This window comes from Paenibacillus elgii NBRC 100335 (assembly GCF_004000865.1).
GTDB classification, from domain to species: domain Bacteria; phylum Bacillota; class Bacilli; order Paenibacillales; family NBRC-103111; genus Paenibacillus_G; species Paenibacillus_G elgii.
The window spans coordinates 58,002-79,359 of sequence record NZ_BIMB01000030.1; the positions used below are offsets into that span (position 1 = coordinate 58,002).

General features: G+C 54.4%; 19 protein-coding genes and 1 tRNA gene. 12 read left to right on the forward strand and 8 right to left on the reverse strand.

Annotation, left to right across the window (positions count from 1 at the left end; all coding sequences use genetic code 11):
* Positions 1-147: 147 nt before the first annotated feature.
* Positions 148-224, reverse strand: a tRNA-Asp gene (locus tag PEL01S_RS21120).
* A 442-nt stretch (positions 225-666) separates the two neighbouring features.
* Between PEL01S_RS21120 and PEL01S_RS21125 the strand changes: the two genes are divergently transcribed.
* The 4 genes from PEL01S_RS21125 (at position 667) to PEL01S_RS21140 (ending at position 3,617) form a co-directional block, all read left to right on the forward strand.
* Positions 667-1,101, forward strand: coding sequence for a DUF1641 domain-containing protein (locus PEL01S_RS21125; protein ID WP_063185293.1), 435 nt, complete (start codon positions 667-669; stop codon positions 1,099-1,101).
* Positions 1,102-1,136: 35 nt separating this feature from the next.
* The gene (locus tag PEL01S_RS21130; RefSeq protein ID WP_127461714.1) at positions 1,137-2,315 is read left to right on the forward strand and encodes an NAD(P)/FAD-dependent oxidoreductase; all 1,179 of its coding nucleotides are present in this window, start codon (positions 1,137-1,139) and stop codon (positions 2,313-2,315) included.
* 87 nt (positions 2,316-2,402) lie between these two features.
* Positions 2,403-2,981, forward strand: a complete 579-nt coding sequence (locus tag PEL01S_RS21135) for a TetR/AcrR family transcriptional regulator (RefSeq protein WP_127461715.1) — start codon at positions 2,403-2,405, stop codon at positions 2,979-2,981.
* A 57-nt stretch (positions 2,982-3,038) separates the two neighbouring features.
* Complete coding sequence (locus tag PEL01S_RS21140) at positions 3,039-3,617, forward strand: NAD(P)H-dependent oxidoreductase (RefSeq protein ID WP_127461716.1); 579 nt, start codon at positions 3,039-3,041, stop codon at positions 3,615-3,617.
* A 53-nt stretch (positions 3,618-3,670) separates the two neighbouring features.
* Here PEL01S_RS21140 and PEL01S_RS21145 read toward each other — a convergent pair whose 3' ends face one another.
* The 3 genes from PEL01S_RS21145 to PEL01S_RS21155 all read right to left on the reverse strand — a co-directional run bounded on the left by PEL01S_RS21145 (position 3,671) and on the right by PEL01S_RS21155 (position 7,261).
* Entirely contained in the window at positions 3,671-5,194 is a 1,524-nt protein-coding gene (locus PEL01S_RS21145; RefSeq protein WP_127461717.1) for an MDR family MFS transporter, read from the reverse strand.
* Between the two features lie 810 nt (positions 5,195-6,004).
* Positions 6,005-6,691, reverse strand: coding sequence for a queuosine precursor transporter (locus tag PEL01S_RS21150; protein ID WP_127461718.1), 687 nt, complete (start codon positions 6,689-6,691; stop codon positions 6,005-6,007).
* 216 nt (positions 6,692-6,907) lie between these two features.
* Complete coding sequence (locus PEL01S_RS21155) at positions 6,908-7,261, reverse strand: c-type cytochrome (protein ID WP_127461719.1); 354 nt, start codon at positions 7,259-7,261, stop codon at positions 6,908-6,910.
* A gap of 226 nt (positions 7,262-7,487) precedes the next feature.
* Here PEL01S_RS21155 and lplA point away from each other — a divergent pair, with 226 nt between their 5' ends.
* The 4 genes from lplA (at position 7,488) to PEL01S_RS21175 (ending at position 12,209) form a co-directional block, all read left to right on the forward strand.
* The gene (gene lplA / locus PEL01S_RS21160; protein WP_127461720.1) at positions 7,488-8,474 is read left to right on the forward strand and encodes a lipoate--protein ligase; all 987 of its coding nucleotides are present in this window, start codon (positions 7,488-7,490) and stop codon (positions 8,472-8,474) included.
* A gap of 120 nt (positions 8,475-8,594) precedes the next feature.
* Positions 8,595-9,479: a GNAT family N-acetyltransferase gene (locus tag PEL01S_RS21165; protein WP_063185279.1), complete on the forward strand. Its 885-nt coding sequence runs from the start codon at positions 8,595-8,597 to the stop codon at positions 9,477-9,479.
* A gap of 343 nt (positions 9,480-9,822) precedes the next feature.
* Positions 9,823-11,043 (forward strand): multidrug effflux MFS transporter, encoded by a 1,221-nt coding sequence (locus PEL01S_RS21170; RefSeq protein WP_063185278.1) that lies wholly within the window; start codon positions 9,823-9,825, stop codon positions 11,041-11,043.
* Positions 11,044-11,402: 359 nt separating this feature from the next.
* Positions 11,403-12,209 carry a potassium channel family protein gene (locus tag PEL01S_RS21175; RefSeq protein ID WP_010500242.1) on the forward strand — a complete coding sequence of 269 codons (807 nt, stop codon included), beginning with the start codon at positions 11,403-11,405 and terminating at the stop codon, positions 12,207-12,209.
* A gap of 61 nt (positions 12,210-12,270) precedes the next feature.
* Here the strand turns inward: PEL01S_RS21175 and PEL01S_RS21180 are convergent, their stop codons facing one another.
* The 3 genes from PEL01S_RS21180 to PEL01S_RS21190 all read right to left on the reverse strand — a co-directional run bounded on the left by PEL01S_RS21180 (position 12,271) and on the right by PEL01S_RS21190 (position 16,144).
* Positions 12,271-12,936, reverse strand: a complete 666-nt coding sequence (locus tag PEL01S_RS21180) for an NAD(P)H-dependent oxidoreductase (RefSeq protein ID WP_063185276.1) — start codon at positions 12,934-12,936, stop codon at positions 12,271-12,273.
* 192 nt (positions 12,937-13,128) lie between these two features.
* Positions 13,129-15,474, reverse strand: coding sequence for a sensor histidine kinase (locus PEL01S_RS21185; RefSeq protein WP_127461721.1), 2,346 nt, complete (start codon positions 15,472-15,474; stop codon positions 13,129-13,131).
* Positions 15,452-16,144: a response regulator transcription factor gene (locus tag PEL01S_RS21190; protein WP_127461722.1), complete on the reverse strand. Its 693-nt coding sequence runs from the start codon at positions 16,142-16,144 to the stop codon at positions 15,452-15,454. The genes PEL01S_RS21185 and PEL01S_RS21190 overlap by 23 nt, the downstream gene beginning before the upstream one ends.
* Before the next feature lie 265 nt (positions 16,145-16,409).
* Between PEL01S_RS21190 and PEL01S_RS21195 the strand changes: the two genes are divergently transcribed.
* The 3 genes from PEL01S_RS21195 (at position 16,410) to PEL01S_RS21205 (ending at position 19,208) form a co-directional block, all read left to right on the forward strand.
* Positions 16,410-16,802 (forward strand): Fur family transcriptional regulator, encoded by a 393-nt coding sequence (locus tag PEL01S_RS21195; protein ID WP_010500253.1) that lies wholly within the window; start codon positions 16,410-16,412, stop codon positions 16,800-16,802.
* Positions 16,781-17,617: a response regulator transcription factor gene (locus PEL01S_RS21200; protein ID WP_163768366.1), complete on the forward strand. Its 837-nt coding sequence runs from the start codon at positions 16,781-16,783 to the stop codon at positions 17,615-17,617. Before PEL01S_RS21195 ends, PEL01S_RS21200 begins: the two co-directional genes overlap by 22 nt.
* A 133-nt stretch (positions 17,618-17,750) precedes the next feature.
* Positions 17,751-19,208 (forward strand): catalase, encoded by a 1,458-nt coding sequence (locus tag PEL01S_RS21205; RefSeq protein WP_127461724.1) that lies wholly within the window; start codon positions 17,751-17,753, stop codon positions 19,206-19,208.
* Between the two features lie 123 nt (positions 19,209-19,331).
* Here PEL01S_RS21205 and PEL01S_RS21210 read toward each other — a convergent pair whose 3' ends face one another.
* Positions 19,332-20,048 (reverse strand): GntR family transcriptional regulator, encoded by a 717-nt coding sequence (locus tag PEL01S_RS21210; protein WP_063185266.1) that lies wholly within the window; start codon positions 20,046-20,048, stop codon positions 19,332-19,334.
* A 248-nt stretch (positions 20,049-20,296) separates the two neighbouring features.
* Here PEL01S_RS21210 and PEL01S_RS21215 point away from each other — a divergent pair, with 248 nt between their 5' ends.
* A complete protein-coding gene (locus tag PEL01S_RS21215; RefSeq protein WP_063185264.1) occupies positions 20,297-21,274 on the forward strand; it encodes an SIS domain-containing protein in 978 nt (325 codons plus the stop codon).
* Positions 21,275-21,358: the final 84 nt, after the last annotated feature.

A 21,358-nucleotide genomic window follows, 5' to 3' on the forward strand; every position in this document is an offset into this window, starting at 1 on the left:
ATGTATGTGATCCCTTGCAATGAAGTTAATCATGGCGGAGCCGACGGGATACTCTCCGTTTCACTCCGAGACTGCGAAGTAACGCTATCGAAGTGAACGCTCCGACGAACCCTATGGGTTCTCATCCCTTGCAATGAAGTTAATCAATGGCGGAGCCGACGGGATTCGAACCCGCGGTCTCCTGCGTGACAGGCAGGCATGTTAGGCCTCTACACCACGGCTCCGCGTTAGGGACAACAATGATAATAACACAGCCGCCCGATTTTGGCAAGTAGCTCGGAGAGAAGAATGGGCCGGATGAAGGAAGCCGCACCGGTCCCGAAAATAATCTGCGGCCGCACTTTTCCCAGTTCTTTCGGTTCCTGACTACAAATGGACACATTCCTGAAAATTGAACGTTGGTTAGTCACAAAATATTCACAAATGTCGAAATTTGTTTTTCCACGGCTCCCTCTTCGGAGGTATAATCTATAAGTATATAGGGTTCCGTTTCGACCTGATCATGCTCCCGAAAATGTGAAAATTGTAACAAGCGTGAGGGGGGCCTCCGAACGGGCTTCTTCTCGCTTCCTATATTTTCGAGAAAAACATGATGTTTGCATTGCCTGACCAGGTATCGACACAATTAACGGACTTCTATTCCAATGTAAAGGAGGACGTTCTCTAATGTCAGTAGCATCCACTCAACAAGCGGTAGTTGCAGCCGAGCCCACCCGGGAATCCTTGGATGTGCTTGATCAGTTGATGAAGCCCGAGGTGCAGGAGTCTTTAACGGTGTTGGTCGAGAATTTGCCGAAGCTGGCGGAAATGGTGACCATCCTCACCAAAACGTACGATTTGGTACAAAATGTAGCCACGGACCGCGTCTTTATCGAGGACATCAAAGGCGGCGTCGAAGAATTCGTGAAGCCGATTCAGGACAAAGCCAAAGGTCTGGCATCCGCGGCAATCGAAGCGAACGACCGTGCGCAGGACGAATCCACAACGATCGGTCTGTTCGGTTTGCTCAAAATGCTGAAAGACCCGCAAGTCCAAAAGATGTTCCGTTTTTCTCAGGCATTCTTGGATGTCTTGGCTGAGCGCCAGCAGCAGCGTCAATAATATAGGAAAGCTGAATCAAGGAGCGGATGAACAGGATGGCTAAGCATATTTTGATACTAGGCGGCGGCTACGGCGGATTGCTGAGCGCCCTGACGGCCCGGAATTACATGACGGCGGAAGAAGCGACGATTACGGTCGTTAACCGTTATCCGACGCATCAGATTATTACAGAGCTGCACCGGTTGGCTGTGGGCAACCTGACGGAAAAAGCGGTTGCCCTGCCGTTGGAAAAGCTCTTGCGCGGTAAAAATGTCAATCTTCAGATCGATACGGTCGAAGAGATTCGCCCGGACCAGAAAGAAGTTCTGATGGCCAGCGGCAAAACGTACGATTACGATGTGCTCGTTATTGCTCTTGGCAGCGAAACGGCGTTCTTCGGCATTCCGGGTCTGAAGGAGCACAGCTTCGTTCTGAAATCCGTGAACGACGCCAACCGCCTTCGCGCGCATGTGGAAGCTCGCATCGACGAGTACAGCCGCACGAAAAACAAAGCTGATGCGACGTTCGTTGTCGGCGGCGGCGGATTGACCGGCATCGAGCTTGTCGGCGAATTTGCGGACATGCTGCCTAAGCTTTGCCGCAGCAAAGGCGTCGACTTTAACGATATTTCCCTGTATACCGTGGAAGCGGGTCCGTCCATTTTGGCCGGCTTCGCACAAGAGCTTGTCGAGCGTGCGCAAACAAGCCTCGAGAAGCGCGGCGTGAAGTTCCTGACCGGCGTTGCGATTACGGAAATGCAGGAGAATACGGTATTCCTCAAGGACGGCAGCTCCATCGAGACGAACACGCTCGTCTGGACCGGTGGTGTACAAGGCAACTCCGTCGTGGCCAACTGCGGTATCGAAGTCAACCGCGGCCGTGCAACGGTAACGGAAGGCTTGCAATCCACGTCCCATAAAGATATCTTCCTCGCCGGCGACAGCGCGGTCGTTATGGGCAACGAAGGACGTCCTTACCCGCCGACGGCACAGTTGGCTTGGCAAATGGGCGAGACGATCGGACATAACATTTTCGCTTACTTCAACAACGCGCCGATGGATACGTTCACGCCGGTATTCTCCGGTACGCTGGCGAGCCTTGGCCGCAAAGACGCAATCGGTACGGTTGGCGGAAACCAAACGCGCCTCAAAGGCCTTCCGGCTTCGCTGATGAAAGAAGCGAGCAACATGCGCTATTTGACTCATATCAACGGTCTGTTTACACTCGCTTATTAATTTTTAACAAGAGGGCGCCCTGCCGGGTGCCTTTTTTTTGTTTACGTTGCTCTTGCTTTTTGGTTAGCGTTCACTTACAATATTCTCATGATGAAAAAGCCTCATATCGATAGCAAGAAAAAGGATATTTTGCAGGCGGCCATGCGTCTGTTCGCCACCAAAGGGATCGACGGCATTTCCGTCAAAGAGATCGGGGAGGCAGCCGGTGTCACCGATGCCGCCATTTACAAGCATTTTAAAAGCAAGCAGGTGATGGCGCTCGAAGCGTTCTCCCATTACTGCGGCGGCTATACGCGCTTGATCGACTATATGGCCGGGCAGCCGGGGACGTTCCGCAGCCGGTTCCACCGCTTGATTGACGAAGTGCTGCGCATGCATGATGAGGACCAGTACGGCATGCTGCTGCTTGCCCAGCAGCATGAAATTTTCATGGAAGCCAGCCGCAGCGGAGAGAGACAGCTATTCGACGCCCTCGTTGCCTTCATCGAGCAAGGCATTGAGCGTGGAGAGCTTCCCGAGCAGGATGCCCGGTTGTCGGCCGTGCTGATTATCGGAGCGTTCAATCAGATGGCGCTCTCCAGCCTGCATGGGGAGCTTCCGGCCCGCCTAGAGCCGTTGGCAGCGGAAGTGAAACAGAGGTTTTCCCACTTATTAGGTCAGCTTTGACCTTTTCTTTTTGTATACAAAGTTAGTGAATGCTAACTAAAAGGAGCGGGTTCAGTCATGAAAAAAATTTTGATCGTGCAAGGAAATCCGGTGGAGCACAGCTACGGATGGGCGTTGGGGGATGCTTACGCGGAGGGAGCCGCGGCTGTCGGGGCCGAGGTTCGGGTAATTCGTCTGGCGGAGCTGGACTTTAACCCGAATCTATCGGGCGGCTACAAAAATAAGCTTCCATTGGAGGACGATCTGGTCAAGGCGCAGGAATCGATCCGGTGGGCGGAGCATCTGGTCTTTACGTATCCAATCTGGTGGGGCGGTCCGCCTGCGCTGCTCAAGGGCTTTCTCGACCGCGTTTTCCTGCCGGGCTACGCTTTTAAATACAAGAAAGGCTCCCCGCTGCCCGATCAGCTGCTCAAAGGCAGAACGGCGAGGCTGATCGTGACGATGGATGGGCCTGTCTGGTATTACCGGCTTGTGCAAGGCCAACCGGGTCATCGGATGATGAAGGTGTCCACGTTGCAGTTCTGCGGCATCCGGCCCGTCAAGGTAACCTCGATCGGTCAAGTCGGCAAGTTGACGGACACGGAGCGAGAGCATTGGCTGGCGAAAGTGAACCGTCTGGGACAAGCTTTGTCGTAAGCAAAAAAAGAAGCCTGCGTCTCCACAAAGGGGACACAGGCTTCAAGCGCATATCAGTGGGAAGCCGCCGCTTCGGCTGCCGGGTCCAGCTTTTCCTTGCTCATCGCGAAAGCTGCAACCAGCGCCAAGCCTGCCGGGATCAGGCTCCAGGCAAACGTCAGGACGACCGAGGACGACAGCCCTTCCGTGATCGTACCCAGTACTTGCGGAGGGATCTGGGCTCGGGTGGCCGGGTCGAGCAGCGCATGCGGGTCGCCGAAATCGATACCCTTCGGAGCGGCGGCTTGACCGCTACCTGTAAAGGCATCCGTAAGCTTCCGGGTCAGCGCATGGCTTTGGATGATGCCGAACAGCGTGATGCCAAGCGTCATGCCGAGCGAGCGAAGGAAATTGAGCGTAGACGTCGCCGCCCCGCGCTGGCTGGCCGGGAACGAATGGATCGCCGCGTTGCTGAGCACGGAGAAGGAAGCTCCGATGCCAAGGCCCGTCAAGATCATGTAAAGCGTGACGATAAAACGCGGCGATTCCGGCGTCAAGGTCGTGAGAAGGGCAAGACCCAGCACAAGCAAAGCCAGCGTCGGAATCATGATCGACCGGAACGGCATCTTCGTCATCAAGAAACCGCCCAAGGTCGCCGTAACGACCGAGCTGAGCATCATCGGCAGCAGCATGAGGCCGGAATTGGTGGCCGTGCCGCCAAGCACGCCTTGAATGAAGATCGGAATATACACGGAGGCCGTAATGAACGCCGCCCCGCTCAAGATCCCAACGGCATTGCTTGATGCGTAGAGACGGTTCCGGAACATGCTGAACGAAATGATCGGCTCTTCGGCGCGCTTTTCCACGAACAGGAACAGCAGGGTAAGGACCGCAAATCCGGCGAACAAGCCCAAGATTTGAACCGAGCCCCAAGCATACTGCTTGCCGCCGAGCTCCATCGCGAACATGAGGCAGACGACGGCTCCGACCAGCGTCATGGCGCCCCACCAGTCGATCCGCTGCTTCGAATGAACCGGCGATTCTTTATAGAAGAGCGCAATCATGACGAGCGAGATGAAGCCAAGCGGCAGGTTGATATAGAAAATCCAGCTCCAGTGAATGTAATCGGTAATATAAGCCCCGAGCAGCGGGCCGAAAATACTGGACATACCGAATACCGCGCCGAACAGCCCGCCGAGCTTTCCGCGGTTCTCCGGTGTGACGGTGTCGAACATGATCGTAAACGCAATCGGCACCAAGGCCCCGCCGCCAATGCCTTGAATCGCGCGGTAGATGCTTAGTTGTACGATCGAAGTGGCCGTTCCGCAGAGCACGGAGCCGAGCATGAAAACGATGATTCCGAAGACGAAAAATCGTTTACGTCCATACATATCGGATAGCTTGCCGAAGATCGGCATCCCTGCCATTTCCGCCACCATGTAAGCGGAGGTGGCCCAGACGAATTTATCGAGTCCGCCAAGCTCGCCGACGATCGTTCCGATCGCGGTCGCCATGATGGTATTGTCCATCGAGGCCATCAGGATCGCGAGAAGCAGCCCCGCTACGACCATCCCGGTTTTGTTGGTTGTTTTGCCCATGAGTTGATTGTCTACCTCCGATATGAAATGTTTTAAGCTTTATATACATACTATACCTTAGCCTAACTGACAACTGGATGTCAGGATTCAAAAGTTGGTTATAAAGTTTTTTTGAAGAGATGGGGAGTGCGGGGGTTGAATCACAAAAGCGGGCGTGTTTTCACATGGCGGACTAATTTTGGCAAAAAATCTCCTGTTCGCTAAGTGTTAATGACTAAAACGTAAGCAGCGCAAATGAAAAACCACCGATTGACCGGCCTTCGGTGGCTTTTCTCCGCTTATTAAAGTTTCACTACAGCGCGCCGTGGGCTGGCGTCCAGCGGACCATGATGTGTGACCAACATTTCAGGGTCTGATAGAAGATCGGCAGCCTTGTTACCCAGGAGGCTCACAGAAATCGATCGTCATACACCAGCATAAAGGATCACTCCCCCCACAATGAGGGCAACAACCTCCTGTATATGTAATTCTAGCTGTATCTGAATGAAGCACACCATAATCAGTAATCGGTTCGACGCCTGGGATCGGTTTGTCTTCTGGGATTTCCCGCACTTTCATGACCGACCACTTTCCGCTCCAGGAACAGATACTGCACTTTAGAATCTCTTCCGAATGGTTCAGCGCATTCTGGATGACGATTATGCATTCTCTACTGTAGGTATTACAAGAAGGACAATTTTGTACTTTCATGCTTCATCACCTCTCAGCTGTGAGGAACGTGTTCAAAACCTGCTTCTAACAATCGGGGGAACCCTTAAACAACAAAGGCGCTCCCGCCGCGTATGCGAACCGAAGCGCCTTTATAACGAGTCAATTCCCGTCTTCCTTGATGCGGAAGCTGCGGGCGATGTAGAGCACCGGCGTCGAAGCGACGGAGATGACGAATTTGAATAAGTAGGTCGTCAGCAAAATTTGCAGCCAGACGTCCAGCGTATACACCCCGGCAAAAGCGATGGTGCAGAAGACCAGCGAGTCCACAAGCTGGCTGAGCCCCGTGCTGCCGTTCGTCCGAATCCAGAACTGGTTGTACACCGGAAATCGCTTCTTCAGATAGCTGTACATCCTCACATCGAGGAATTGGCTGATAAAATAGGCGCATAGACTACCCGCCGCCAGCCGCGGCATTAAGCCGAATATCGTCTCGAGCGAGCTCTGTGCGATGTCGCTTTCCTGCGGCGTGAACACGAGAGCCATCTGCATGATGACCGTCGAAGCGATCAAGCTGAAAAAGCCGAACCATACCGCCTGCTTCGCTTCCTTCGTCCCATACTTCTCGTTGAGCAGGTCCGTCGACATGTAGATCGACGTGTAGACGGTATTGCCTAGGGTCATCACGATGCCGAGCAGCTCGATCGTTTTGACGACTTGGATATTGGCCAGCACGGTGGCGAAGCCGATCCAGGCGTACAGTCCCTTCTTCCCGAACAAACGATAGCAAAGCAGAAACAAAGCAAAATTCACGACAACAAACATAATTCCCCATGCCAAATTAAACACGTACGGTTTCCCCCTTAGTTTTGATAACGCGGGATGGTCTCGAACCGCGGATGGGCCGGAAGCCCGATCGAATAACAGAATAGCAGAAACGCCCAAGAAAAGGAATGGCACAATTTTACATAAAAAATCCCCTGGAGAAACCGCACCATTGTTCGACAACGTGCGGGTTCAGGGGATTGGGGAGTAGCAGTGTGTTTCGGTACCGCGAATAGAGCCTTATTTTTTAGCAGCGAGCCAGTCACTGATAGCACTGGTATCGGCATCGGACAGCCTTCCCTTGAAGGAAGGCATGCCTCCTCTACCATTGGCAACAATTGCCGCAATTTGGTCTTTGGAGTACTTGCCGCCTACCTTCGTCAGGTTCGGGCCGACCCCGCCTTCAAAATTGGCGCCGTGACAGCTGATGCAATTTTGCTTATAGATCGCTTGCGCATCCACGGTAGCGGTTCCGCCTCCCGGGGCGGGGGTTGCGGCTCCTTGATCTGCAGGCGGCGGCGTTTTGGCGGGTTGATTACAACCAGACATCGAGACGGCAAGGAGAAGGGCGACACATACGAATGTTTTCTTCATCTGGCGAGCTCCTTTGGATGAATGCTTGAGCTTGTCGGCCGGGGAACCTGCCATCAACAAGCTTCGATCCCTGTTCATTCGGGGACGTCTGCTCTAGGGTTTCCTGCGCCGTTTTTTTCATGCACGGACTGGGGCGGGCAGGACGCTCGATCCGGGCCGCGGCCCTTGCTATAATAGAGCTGGAACGGGGAGTTGTCCGTTCGAAGAGGAAAAGGGGGAGAAGCGCATGCTTTTCATTGACAATAACGGCATTACCGATCCCGCATTGAACCTGGCGCTGGAGGAATATGCTCTGAAGCAGCTTCCGGCGGACCATGATTATTTGTTGTTTTATATCAATGAACCGTCGATCATTATCGGGAAAAACCAGAATACGGCGGAGGAGATTAACCGGGAGTACGTCGAGGGCCGCGGCATTCATGTCGTGCGGCGTCTGTCTGGCGGCGGGGCGGTATACCACGATCTCGGCAACCTTAATTTCAGCTTCATTACGAAGGATGACGGGAAGTCCTTCCACAATTACCGCAAGTTTACCGAGCCGGTGATCCGGGCGCTGCATCGGCTTGGCGTCGAGGCGGAGCTGACGGGGCGCAACGACATTCAAGTCGGGGAGCGGAAAATATCCGGCAATGCGCAGTTTGCCACCAAAGGGCGGATGTTTACCCACGGTACGCTGCTGTTCGATTCGCAGATGGACCATGTCGCGTCCGCGCTGAACGTCAATCCGGAGAAGTTCAAGTCGAAGGGCGTGAAATCGGTCCGCAGCCGGGTGGCGAACATTACGGAATTTTTGAGCGGGCCGATGACGATTGAGGCGTTCAGGCAGCATTTGCTGGACTCGATCTTCGAAGGATCGGAGGTTCAGCGGGTTGAGCTGAGCGCAGCCGATTGGGATGCGGTACGGCAGCTTGCGGACGAACGGTACCGGAGCTGGGATTGGAACTACGGCAAGTCCCCGGCGTTCAATGTTCACCGCGTGAAGCGTCTGTCTGCCGGCACGTTCGACGTCCGGCTGTACGTGGAAGCGGGAGTGATCCGCGAGGCCGCAGTATATGGCGATTTCTTCGGTCAAGGGGATGCGGCCGAGTTTGCCGCCAAGCTGCAAGGCGTCCGTTACGATACGGCTGCGCTGGCCGGAGTGCTGGACGATGTGAATTTGCAGCACTATTTCGGGCAAGTGAGTAAGGACGAGTGGCTGGAGCTGCTGTTATAAGCGGTGTGTTTTGAGCGGATGCTTGTGGAAAAAATGATTGTAAACCAATCATTATCCGCTGGAGCCTTCTCTACGACTGTATACTAAAGACTAATATGGTAACGAAGAGGAGGAAACGGATTGAAATTGGTCGAGAAACAAGGGTTCTCAGAGCAAGAATTGCGCGATATTCGGGTGCTCGCAGACCTGTGTAACGCGGAGGACGGCATTACACTGAAGCTGAACTGGGAAATGCTTTCCGAACGGCCGGCCGGGGTGACGAACGACTTTTTGATGTATGAAGGGGAAGAGCTTATCGGGTTTCTGGGGATCTACTCCTTCCGGACGACGGAAGTGGAGATCAGCGGCATGGTGCATCCGCAGCACCGGCGGAAGGGCGTGTTCACCCGGTTGGCCGATGCAGCGACCGAAGAATGCAGGCGCCGCGGGATTCCGAAATTGATCTTTATATGTCAGGAGCGTTCGGTTTCGGGCAAAGCGTTCCTAGAGGCCCGGGGAGCGGTCTATTCGTTCTCCGAACATTGGATGGAGATGCGGGTGCCGGACGGGCAGCCGCCGAAAGTTCCGGATACGCGGCAAGCGGAAGCTCTGGAACTCCGATTGGTGACGGCGGACGATGTCGAAGTACTGACGGAGCTCGACATGCAGGGGTTCGATATTTCGTACGAGGATGCCAGAGTGTTCGTAGAGAAGACCGTGGCTGACGGGAAGGAGAACAGGTATGTCGCGGAGTTGGGCGGCAAGCCGATCGGTAAGCTGAATGTACGTGTGGATGAAGGCGTCGCCTTTATTTTCGGTTTCTGCGTATTAACGGAGTACCGGGGACGCGGATGCGGGCGGGAGATTTTGGCCCGGACGATAGAGCGCGCATACCGGGAAGGCGGTACGGTCCGCTTCGAGCTGGAGGTTGCGGCGGACAATCCCCGAGCGCTCGGGCTGTACGAGTCGTGCGGCTTCCGGGCGCTGAACGCGAACGATTATTATACGATTGAGCTCGGCGGATAGGCCGGAATCGATCGGCAGCAGAACGCAGGTGCCTCGGGACGGGAGGCCGCCTGCGTTCTTTTTTTAGTGTAAGGGTCGGACAGCACGGCTTTCATGCGCCGTTAGTCTCGGCTGTCGAGCGCATTTTGCATTGACTTTTAAACCTACATGTAACTATAATTGTTACAACAAAGGACCGCAGAATAGAAAGAAAATAGAGAGAAGCTGCCTCTGTCCCAATTACGGATAAGAAAGAGATGTGTGGGTGTATGAATCGGGTAGGAAAGGTTGTGCTTGACCAAAATCCGGCTGCGATGCTGATGATGGGAAATGAGCATCGGATGCGGAACGGAGGCGTGGGCTTATGAGCCGGATCGAAGCTTCGGCGCAGGGCTCCGTGCCGTCGCGCCGAATATGGATGGTGTTCATCTTAGGCTCGTTGTCCGCATTCGGGCCGCTGTCACTCGATATGTATTTGCCCGCATTGCCGAAGCTGGCGGGTGAGCTGAACAGTAGTACGTCGATGGCCCAGCTTAGCCTGACGGCTTGTCTGCTCGGGCTGGCTCTCGGCCAGCTGTATGCCGGGCCGGTCAGTGACGTACGCGGCCGGCGGCTGCCGCTGCTGATCGGCCTGATCCTCTACGGCGTATCTTCGGTGCTCTGCGCTGTTGCGCCATCCGCCGAACTGCTGGTATTGCTCCGCTTTATCCAGGGGATGGCAGGCTCTGCAGGGATCGTCATTTCGCGGGCCATCGTGCGGGATATGTACTCGGGAACGGAGCTGACGAAGTTTTTCTCGCTGCTGATGCTGGTGAACGGGGCGGCGCCGATTCTCGCGCCCATCGCGGGCGGGCAGCTGCTGGAAGTCACCTCTTGGCGCGGCGTGTTTGTCGTACTCGGCCTGATCGGCGTTCTGATGCTGATCGCGGTCGTGTTGGCCCTGCCGGAGACGCTGCCGCAGGAGCGGCGGTCCAAGGGAGGCCTGGGGAATACGCTGACGACGTTCCGCCGTCTGCTGAGCGACCGGACGTTCATGGGCTACGCCCTGGCACAGGGCTTCGTCATTGCCGCCATGTTCGCTTACATTTCAGGCTCGCCCTTTGTGCTTCAGGATATTTTCGGCGTATCGCCGCAGATGTTCAGTGTCTGCTTCGCGATTAACGGCCTCGGTATCATTCTCGCGGGGCAGGTTACGGGCCGGCTTGCCGGACGGGTCAGCGACAAGCGGCTGCTGGTCAGCGGGCTGGCGCTCGCCTCGGTCGCCGGTGTGGCGCTGCTGCTTGCGATCGTGTCGGGAGCCGGGCTCTATGCGATTCTGGTGCCTTTATTCTTCGTCGTATCCAGCGTCGGGATCGTGTCTACGGCCGGATTCTCGCTGGCGATGCGCAATCAGAGCGAATCGGCGGGAAGCGCCTCGGCTCTGCTCGGCGTACTGTCGTTCATCTTCGGCGGAATTGTGGCGCCGTTGGTCGGCATCGCCGGCAATCAGACCGCCGTGCCGATGGGGATCGTGATCGCCGCAGCCGATGTCAGCTCGGTGCTGTGTTACTTGCTGCTCGTGCGGCGGCATGAGAATAAAGCTTAATGGTTAAGAAGCCTCCGCAGGCATGGGTTGGAAACGACCTCATGGCGGAGGGTTTTTTTTGTATATTTTGCAGCTTGGACCAACGCGAAAAAGAACGAAAAATCGCGCAGTGAAGCGCTCCAGCGGATAAAATCGTTTCACGGGGAACATTGTCGGAAAAAGTCTTTTTCCGGGTGCAGGAAACTATTTTTACAGCGCGAATTTATCGGTATATATCATAGGATACGCCTGCCTGCATCGGAAGCAGGTTCGTATGCGACCGGCAGATCAGGGGGGCGGAAATCCCTTCATTACGGTGTGCTGTCGAAATCCGCTTTGTAGAATCCTGTTATTCGACATGGCGAAGGAGAGAAAATCAAGTGAGGTTCTGGTTCCAATTTCGCAAGCTGTTTTTTTCCGTGTTCCAAATCCGTATGAGAACCTTATCGCTCGCCACCGGGCTGCTGGTGCTCACAAGCGCGGTTCTGATGCCGATTCTGGAGCCGGAGCAGTTTCCCAGGGTTTACGACGGACTGTGGTGGACGGTCGTTACGCTCGCGACGGTCGGCTATGGGGACACGTTTCCGAAAACCGATCTCGGCCGATTGTGGGCCATTCTGCTCATTGTCGGCGGGGTCGGTTTGTTTACTTTATTTATCGGGAGGCTCTATGAAATGCTGGTCGAGAGGCAAGAGAGAAGGAAGAACGGAGACTTGGATTATACGAAGCACGGCGGCGGCCATGTCGTCGTCATCGGCTGGAGCGGCCGCGCCCGGATCACGATCAAAAACATCCTCAAAAACGAGCCGTCCACGGACGTCGTGCTGATCGATGACCGGCTCGCCACAGCGCCGCTGGACGAGCATAACTTCCTGTTTATCCGGGGGATTCCTTCCAGGGACAAAACCTTGCACCGCGCCCGGGTGGCGGAAGCCCGGGAGATCCTTATTTTTGCCGACGAGTCGCTGAAGGTGGAGAACCCGTACAATGCCGATGCCCGTACGGCGTTCATACTCACAAGTGTCGAACGGATCGCGGGGAAGGTTCAGACCACGCTGGAAGTGGTACTTGAAGAAAACCTGGCCAACTTCACGAAAATTGCCTCGAACACGCATTTCAGAATATCCGATCAGTCGTTCGCCGAGCAAATGTATGCGGGACCTAAGCGAAAGGCGGCGGACCGGTAAAACAAGCAACCCCTTCTTCCGCTAAGGGTCGAAGGGGTTGGTCTATGGGGCAGATCGGGGATCAGTTCACCCACTGCACGACTTGCTCAAGCGATTGTCTTGTTTTGGGGCGGGGTTCGCTCACGCGGTAGCCGAAAGCGGCCATGCAGGAAATGCCGAAGTTGCCTTGAAGAATCCCTTCTTCACGAAGCACCTGCTCTGCCTTCGCTTTGTCGAACCCTTCGATCGGGCACGAATCGATGCCGATCTGAGCGGCTGCCGTCATCATGTTACCCAGGGCAATATAGGTCTGCCGGGCTGCCCATTCGAACATGACGCGTTCGTTGCCGAGCAGGTCGAAATCTACTTCCAGAAACTTATGGTAGATATTGGTGAAGTGGGCGCGGATCTCTTCCGGGAACTGCTTGACGTTTGTCAGCATGTTTTGAATATAGTCGGAATCGGCGACCATATCGGCTTTTGTACGGGAGAGGATGACGACAAAATGGCTGGCGGTCGGCAGCTGCTTGGATGCCCCCCAAGTGAACGGCAGCAGCTTTTCGCGAACTGCCGGATTCTGCACGACGACAAATTTCCACGGCTCGAAGCCAAAGGAGCTTGGCGACAGTCGTCCGGTCTCCAGAATGAACTGGAAATCCGCGTCGCTGATCTTTTTGCTGCTGTCGAATTCCTTGCACGCATGCCTGAACTGAAACGCCTCAATAATTTGTTGTTTTCTTGCTTCCATAAGTAACGCCTCGCTTTCGGAAAATATTGGTTCCTGTTAAGGATTATAACCCTCAACACCCGAATGCGTAAGTACGCACATTTTTGTTATATAGTTCTCATTTGTATACTGTGATGACAAAGAGGCCGCGGGAGCTGTATCCCGGACCTCTTCTTTTCATGCCCTTTTGCACGGGGCGGCGGATCGTAAGGGTTAAGACGCGGCGGCCTTGGCTTCCCGGGCGAACTCGACGCGCACCTTGAAATAGTCCCCGTCGATATCGATGCGAAGCTGTCCGCCCTGCAGCTCGACGATGCTTTTCGCAATGGCGAGCCCGAGGCCCGAGCCTTCGGTATTGCGCGACGTGTCGCCCCGTTTGAACCGTTCGAAAATTTCGTCCACATCGAAGTTAAGCTCATAGGCGGCAACGTTGTTGATCGTGAAGACGACTTTGTCCGCTTCCTCGGTTAACGCGAGGTGAACCCGGGTATGCGGCATCGCGTACTTGAGCGCATTGCTGATCAGGTTCTCGAAGACGCGCCATGTCTTGCGTCCGTCCAGCGGAGCGGTTACCTTCGGGTTGTCCACCCGGACGCGGAAGGTGAGCGTGGAAGCTTCGATTTTGTCGCTGAATTCGGCCAGTGCCTGCTGCAGCAGGTCGGCGACGTTGACGTGCTCCACTGCCAATTCGACGGACCCGCTCGCCATCTTGGACGCTTCGAACAAATCGTCGATCAGCACCTTCAGCCGCTGCGTTTTCCGATCCAGCACCTCGACATAGCTCGCGACGGTCTCCGGGGGCAAGTCCTTATGCTTGAGCAAATCGACATAGTTTATGATCGAGGTGAGCGGCGTCTTCAGATCGTGGGATACGTTCGTAATCAGCTCGGACTTCAGACGCTCGCTCTTCGTCTCGCGTTCGACGGATGTCTTGATGCTCTGCCTGATGTTGTTCAGCAGGTGCGCCAGCCGGGCCAGATTGCCGCGGCCTTTCTCCACGATCGTATGGTCGAACCGGCCGGAGGCAATCGCTTCCGTCCCGGTCAGGATGCGGGAAAAAGTCAGGATTCGGCGGAACAGGTAAGGAATGACGACAAACGTATAAAAGAGAACATATCCTTCAGGGAAGGGCGTTCCGTAGTAAAAGTAAGTGAAGCTGTTGAAGTTGAAATTTTTCATAACATTGAACAGGAAGACGCCGAACAGCACGGTCATAACGAAAATCAAGATGGCCTTCGTCAGGATAAGTCGATCGACCAGTTTAGCCTGGATATAGCCCTGCAGCTTGCGGTAAACCCCTGCCTCCCACTGCTCCCGGAGCGCCTGCGGATTGCGCAGCAGCAGCACGGCATCGCCAAGCAGGAGGCCCAGACAGCCGATCAGCAGCGCCAGCAGCGTCCATTGTGCAAAATGGCTCGGACCAACAGGCAGCCGGAATAAGGCGGCGGAGCTTCCGTAGCTTAACGCAAACATGGTCAGAACATAAAAGAGCAGCAGGCGAGGCTCCAGCGGTATCCCGCGGATGACAGCCGTATAGTTCTGCTGTACAACTTCGATCCCACAACGATTTCGGCGCATATAGAAGATCAATACGGCAGTGGCCACCACGACGGCCCCCAGCAGGTATAGCTCGTAAATTAACCGCTGCCGCAGCGTATTGAAGTAGGCGTGGTCGGCAATCATTTGACTGAAGCCACGGGGCTCCTTGGGAAATAGAAAAATACCTTCCAGCCGATACTGTTGAAAAGAACGGTTGATCGATTGCAAAGCGCCGCCTTCCAACGTTGTTTGCGGCAAGCGGATGGCATAAAACGCGTCTTGCATATCCCCTTGACCCGGATACCCGCTCTTATTGGAATAATTCTTGCCGGTCTCGAGGTCTCTGATATAATATTCAAAGAAGCCGCTGCGGGCCGACAAGCTGTGTTTGACGGCAGCGTATTGTTTGTTATGAAAATCAAGATAGTTCTTGATTTCCTTCTCGATCCGCTCGTTTTTCTGCCGCTCTGCGTTCGGTAAGATGTTGGCCTCTGTGTCTTGCCGTAAGGCAATTTCTTTTCTAATACGCGCAATCTCGTTCTGCTCTTCAGCGTCCGGCGGGTTCTGCGCGTCCTGACTTTGTGCCTTGGCCTGCTCCGCTCCTGAGTCTTCCGCGGAATTGGCGGCCTGCTCCCGCTTTTCCTTTGCTATCGCAACTACATCGCCCAACAACGTCTGAAGGTTCAGGATTTGATGCTGCACTTCTGCCTTTCTTTGCTCGACTTCGATGTTTTTCACCGTTTCAAAATGCCGGGTCCATTGCTCCATCCGGGCCTGCCCGATCTTCTCGGCATCCGTCTTATCCTCCCAATGGTTATAGACCACATGAACGTTCCGAAACAGATTGAAATGCTGCTGAAGCTGCTCGTAGAAGGCCGGAGAGCGAAAGTAATAATCCTTCTGAAGATATTCCTGATTCTTTAGCACGTCCGAGGCTGCGAGCAGCCCAAGCGCAATCAGGTAAGAGAGCAAGCCCCAAGCCAGCCAAGGGACGAGCTTACTTCTCGATTTTGTAGCCAATGCCCCACACCACCTTCAAATATTTGGGCTCCCGCGGATTGATTTCGATTTTCTCGCGGATTCGACGCACGTGTACCGCTACCGTATTCTCGCCGTTGAAATACGGCTCTTTCCATACCTTTTCATAAATCTCCTCTATCGAAAACACACGCCCCCGATGCTCCATCAAGAGCTCAAGGATTCTATATTCGGTCGCCGTCAGCCGAACCTCCTCCTGGTCCACGAAGACGGTTTTGCTGCGTTTGTTCAGCACGAGGCCCCGGACTTCGAGCTCGTCCTCGGTTGCTTTGTAATGGCCCAGCAGCGTGTAGCGTCGAAGCTGGGATTTCACCCGGGCGGTCAGCTCCAGTGGATTGAAGGGCTTGCACAAATAATCGTCCGCGCCGACGGTCAGCCCCAGGATTTTGTCCGTATCCTCGGATTTGGCGGACAGCATGAGAATCGGTATATTGCAGCTTTCGCGAATTTTGAACGTCGTCTGGATGCCGTCCAAGCCGGGCATCATAACGTCCAGAATAATCAGATGGATATCTTCCTTCTCCAGAATGTCCAAAGCCTCCAAGCCGTGGCTCGCTTTGAACACGTTCATATTCTCGTTCTTCAAATAGATTTCGATGGCGTCCCGAATCTCCGGTTCATCGTCGGCCACCAGCACATTGTACTTCTGCATCATCTTACTCCTTGAATGCTGCATTCGAATTTACGGCTGCTTGCAAGCGCATATGTCTATATTAAAGGAGACTTTTGTCAAAAAAGCTACCCGATTTCTTACAAATTTCTTACGAAGCAGGGGAACCGGTTCATTCAAAGTGATTCGTGTATGGAGAAATATGGAAGGTTGAGGTAAAATGATAGAAGGACAAAACGGGAGCACTCTTGACCTTCGCCTCAATTAAATTTATACTAAGTCTAAATACTACTAAGGGGTGAGCCTGATGAGCAGATTGAATTTAACCACGCAGCGCAAAGCGATTCTGGATCTTGTCCAAAGCTGCGAGGATCATCCGACGGCCGCCGAGATTATGGAACGGCTGCGTATGAACGGACACCAATTTGCTTATGGCACGGTATACAACTCGCTTCGGTACTTGACGGATGCGGGGTTGATTCGGGAACTCAAGCTGGGGGAGACCGCCAGCCGTTACGACGGAAGAACGGAAGACCATTACCATATCGTGTGTAAGAAGTGCGGACGGGTCGATGAAGTGCTGTCCGCGCCGCCCGCCGATTGGATTCGGGAGGTTGCGGCGAAAACGAACTACGACGTGCATCACAGTCAAGTCGTCTTCGAGGGGGTATGCTATTCATGCAAACATCCGAACGCGTAATGCAGCCGCTCATGCGGATGGGTTATTCGCAAGCTGAGGGCACCGGAATGGCCGACACGGAGCGCCTTGCCGGAAGCCCGGCGGCTCCTATGGCTCCAAGCGCAGGAGAAACGGCTAGCACGCGGCCTTTCCTGTGCGCCGAAACGAAGCGCGTGGCCGTCATCAGTCCGTTCCCCGGGGCGCTGCATCCGCTGATCAACGGACTGGCAGGCGAGTGCTACGACGTTCTCGTGTTTCACCGATTCGAGGCCCAGGTCATGAATGCGTTGGCCGTCGATCTGTTCGTATTCGACGTGACAACAGCGGAATGGGAAGGCGTGGCCGGCATCCGGGAGGCGCTCGCTTCCGATCCGAAGAAGCAGGCCCGTTCGGTGCTGCTGGTCGGCGAGCGGGAGATGGAGGATAGCAGCTTCGCCGGACTCGGGGAGCTGCAGCCGTGGCCGACGGGTCTGCAAGAGGCGATGTACCGGATCGAGCGCAAGCTCAGCGGTCTCGCCGATGCGGAAGAAGGGAGTAGCGTCGGCACCTTCAAGGATCTGCAGATCGACACCAAGAAGATGACCGTTCTGCGCGGCGGCAGCCGTATCGAATGCACGAAGACGGAATACGAGATTTTGCTGATGCTGCTCGAAGCGCAAGGGGCCGTGATGTCGCGCGACGAGATCATGGACCGCATCTGGGGCAGCTCGTTTGTCGGCGGCAGCAACGTCGTCGACGTTCATGTGAAAAGCTTGCGTAAAAAGCTGGGCGACAATCCCGCCGCACCGCAGTACATCGCAACGGTGCGCGGGGTCGGATACAGGCTGGCCGACTAAACCGTCGGCCGCCCGCTTCATCCGATCTTCATGAAAAACTCACGGAATGCTCATGATTCGGTCGTGCAGCGATGGTACAATGATCTCATAATTTAGATCAAGTCTAAATATAAATGAAAGGTGAGATCAAGATATGAACCATCGTTTGACGACCAATCAAGGCGCTCCCGTGGGAGATAACCAAAATTCGCGTACGGCCGGCCGCCGCGGACCGGCACTGCTGGAGGATTACCATCTGCTGGAGAAGCTGGCCCACTTCGACCGGGAGCGCATCCCGGAGCGGGTCGTGCATGCGCGCGGCGCTGGAGCGCACGGGGTATTCCGCGTCGAGCGGAGCATGAAGCCTTATACGAAGGCGCATTTTCTGCAAGAAGTGGGGCAGGAGACGCCCGTATTCGTTCGGTTCTCGACTGTGATCCACGGCACCGGCTCGCCGGAGACGGCCCGCGATCCGCGCGGATTCGCCGTGAAGCTGTACACAGAAGAAGGCAATTATGACATCGTCGGCAACCACTTGCCGGTATTTTTTATCCGCGACGCGCTGAAATTCCCGGATATGGTACATTCGCTCAAGCCCGCACCGGACACCAATATTCAGGACCCGGCAAGGTACTGGGACTTCATGACGCTGTCGCCGGAATCGACGCATATGCTGACCTGGGTGTTTTCGGATCACGGTACTCCCGCCAATTACCGGCAAATGGACGGCTTCGGCGTACACGCGTTCAAGTGGGTGAATGCGGAAGGCAAAGTCACGTACGTTAAATATCATTGGAAGTCGCTGCAAGGCGTCGTGAATTTGTCCGCCGATGAGGTCCGGGAGGTGCAGGGCAGGGACTTCAACCATGCGACCAGGGATTTGTTCGACCAGATCCGGGACGGGAACTTCCCGCAGTGGGAGCTGCATGTGCAGCTGATGCGGCCGGAGGACTTGGATCGGTGGGGCTTCGACCCGCTCGACGCGACGAAAGTATGGCCCGAGGATGCGTATCCGCTGCACCGGATCGGCACGATGACGCTGAAGCGGAACCCGGACAACTTCTTCGCCGAGGTCGAGCAGTCCGCTTTCTCGCCGAGCGCCTTGGTGCCGGGGATCGAGCCTTCCGAGGATAAGCTGCTGCAGGGCCGTCTGTTCTCCTACCCTGACACGCAGCGCTACCGGCTCGGCGCGAACTATCTGCAGATTCCAATCAACTGCCCGTATGCGCCGGTCCGCAACCATCAGCGGGACGGAGCGATGAACGTGAAGCAGGATACGTCCACGGTCAACTACGAGCCGAATAGCGCTTCCGGCAGTCCGCAGGAAGACCCGGCCTATGTGGAAAGTGAAGCGCCGCTGACGGGTCCTGTGGTCCGGCAAAAAATCGAGAAAACCGACGATTTCACGCAGGCAGGCGAGCGGTACCGCAGCTACACGAAGCAGGAGCAGGACAACCTGATCCGTAATCTGATCAACGATCTGAAGCAGACCGGGCAGGACATTCAACTGCGCGCCATCTGCAACTTTTTCCGGGCGGATGCGGAGTACGGGATGCGTCTCGCGCAAGGGCTCGGTATCGATATCCATAGCTTCCTACCACGCTCAAACTAGAAACAGGAAGACCGCTCTCGTGAAGCTGCTGCGGGAGCGGTTGTTCCGGGGAAACGCCGTGTTCTAAGACAAGAATATCGTCTCATGAAAAGTCACGTTAATCGTGGCTTTTTTGTTTTGGGGTTAGATATAAAATTTTATTTTATCGCCGACGATGTATTGGTCTCCGTAATGGATGACTTTCATGTCGGGGGAGTATACCGGTCCCTGAATCATCAAGAGAGGATATCCTTTTTTTACCTTCAAATGTTTGGATTGGAACGCATCGGCAAACACAATCTGGATCGATCTCCGAGTCCTGTTCAGAACAACGTGAAATTGATCCCGCAGCGTCGCATAGAGCGATTTGTTCGTCAGGTCTTCGTCCAGCAGCGACATATATTGGGGAGGAAGATACGTGAAGTCCAGCATGACGGGCACGTTATCGGCCATCATGACGCGCTTGATGGAAACGATTTCGGAATGGACGGGAACACCCATTGCCGTTGCAAGCGACGGGCTGGCTTCGATTCGTTTTTGCTCGATGACCTCCGAGGAAGCGGCTAGTCCGTTCATCTTGCATATTTCCGAAAACCCCAGGATGGGCCCGAGCTCTCTTTCGATTTTGTTAGAACTGATAAAGGTCCCCTTACCTTGCTTCCGGGTGAGCAGCCCCTCCTCAATAAGCTCGTTAATCGCCGATCGAACCGTCCGGCGGCTGATCGAGTACATCTCGCACAATTCAAATTCCGTAGGCAGCTTCTGTCCAGGCTTGAGCTTACCGCTGGCCAGTTCGTCCTTAATAATCTGCTTCAACTGAATATACATCGGCACAACATTGTCTTGGTCCAGTCTGCTCATATTTCCACCTTCTCGAATCTAATCTCCGTAACGGAGCACCAGGGATATATTAGAACTTACCCACATTATAAACCATTACGCGGGAAGAGTATAACGACATCGCTGCACAATCGTCTCCGGGGATATTTTTTTATTTTGCTGTTGAATTTGTACAAGATCTATAGTAACATAACGTACATCACGTTACAATACGATACATTATGAGATGTAACGTGACGAATATAAGCAAACAGGAGGCTACAATTTCTATGAATCAAGAGCATGCACAACAACTGAAAGCGGCGATCGAGGCAGTAAAATCACGTGAAATCGGCAACATTTACTTTGTTGCATGCGGCGGCTCGATGGCGACTCTCACCCCGGCGCAGTACATTCTTGACAGAGAAATCGATATTCCTTCGGCTGTTTACTCATCCAACGAATTTATTCTTCGATCTCCGAAAGCGCTTAACGACAAATCCGTCGTGATCTCCTGCTCTCATTCCGGCAATACGCCTGAAACCGTCGAAGCGACGGAATTTGCCCGTTCCAAAGGCGCGTTGACAATTAGCCTTTCCCATCTTGTCGACTCGCCGCTCTGGAACGCGGCCGAATACAGACTGCATTACGACTGGGGAACAGAGGCGCGTGCGGAAGAAAACAATTACGGCATTTTATACCGATTGATCTTCGGCATTCTCAATACGCTCTATCCGAACGAAAAGTATGCCCGCGCCGTGGCCTCCGTCGAGACAAGCCTTCACGACGTGTTCGAACGAAACAAAGCCAATACACTGGAAGCGGCTAAAGCTTTCGGAAGCGATTACAAGCGGGAGCCGATCATTTACACGATGGCGAGCGGCATCAATTACTCGCTGGCTTACTCGTTCGCCATTTGTCTTCTTCAAGAGATGCAGTGGATTCATTCCAGCGCGATTCATGCCGGCGAATACTTCCACGGGCCGTTCGAAGTTACCGATTACGACGTACCTTTCATTATCATCAAAGGAATCGGCGAGACGCGTCTGATGGACGACCGCGCACATGATTTCTGCCAGAAATTCTCCGACAAAATCGTACTTATCGATGCGGAAACGTTCGATATGGAAGGCATCTCGGCCGAAGTGCGCAATTATTTCGCCAATCTGGTCGCCGGCGTTGTGCTCAGACAGTACGCTCAGTATTTGTCGGAATTTAGAGGACACCCGCTTTCCGTCCGCCGTTACATGTGGAAAATGGACTATTAATATTTGCCGCTTGAATCAAAAGATAGGCTGTCGTATGTTTTGGTTATGGCGTTTCCCGGTTCGGGAACTACCGCCATAACCAAA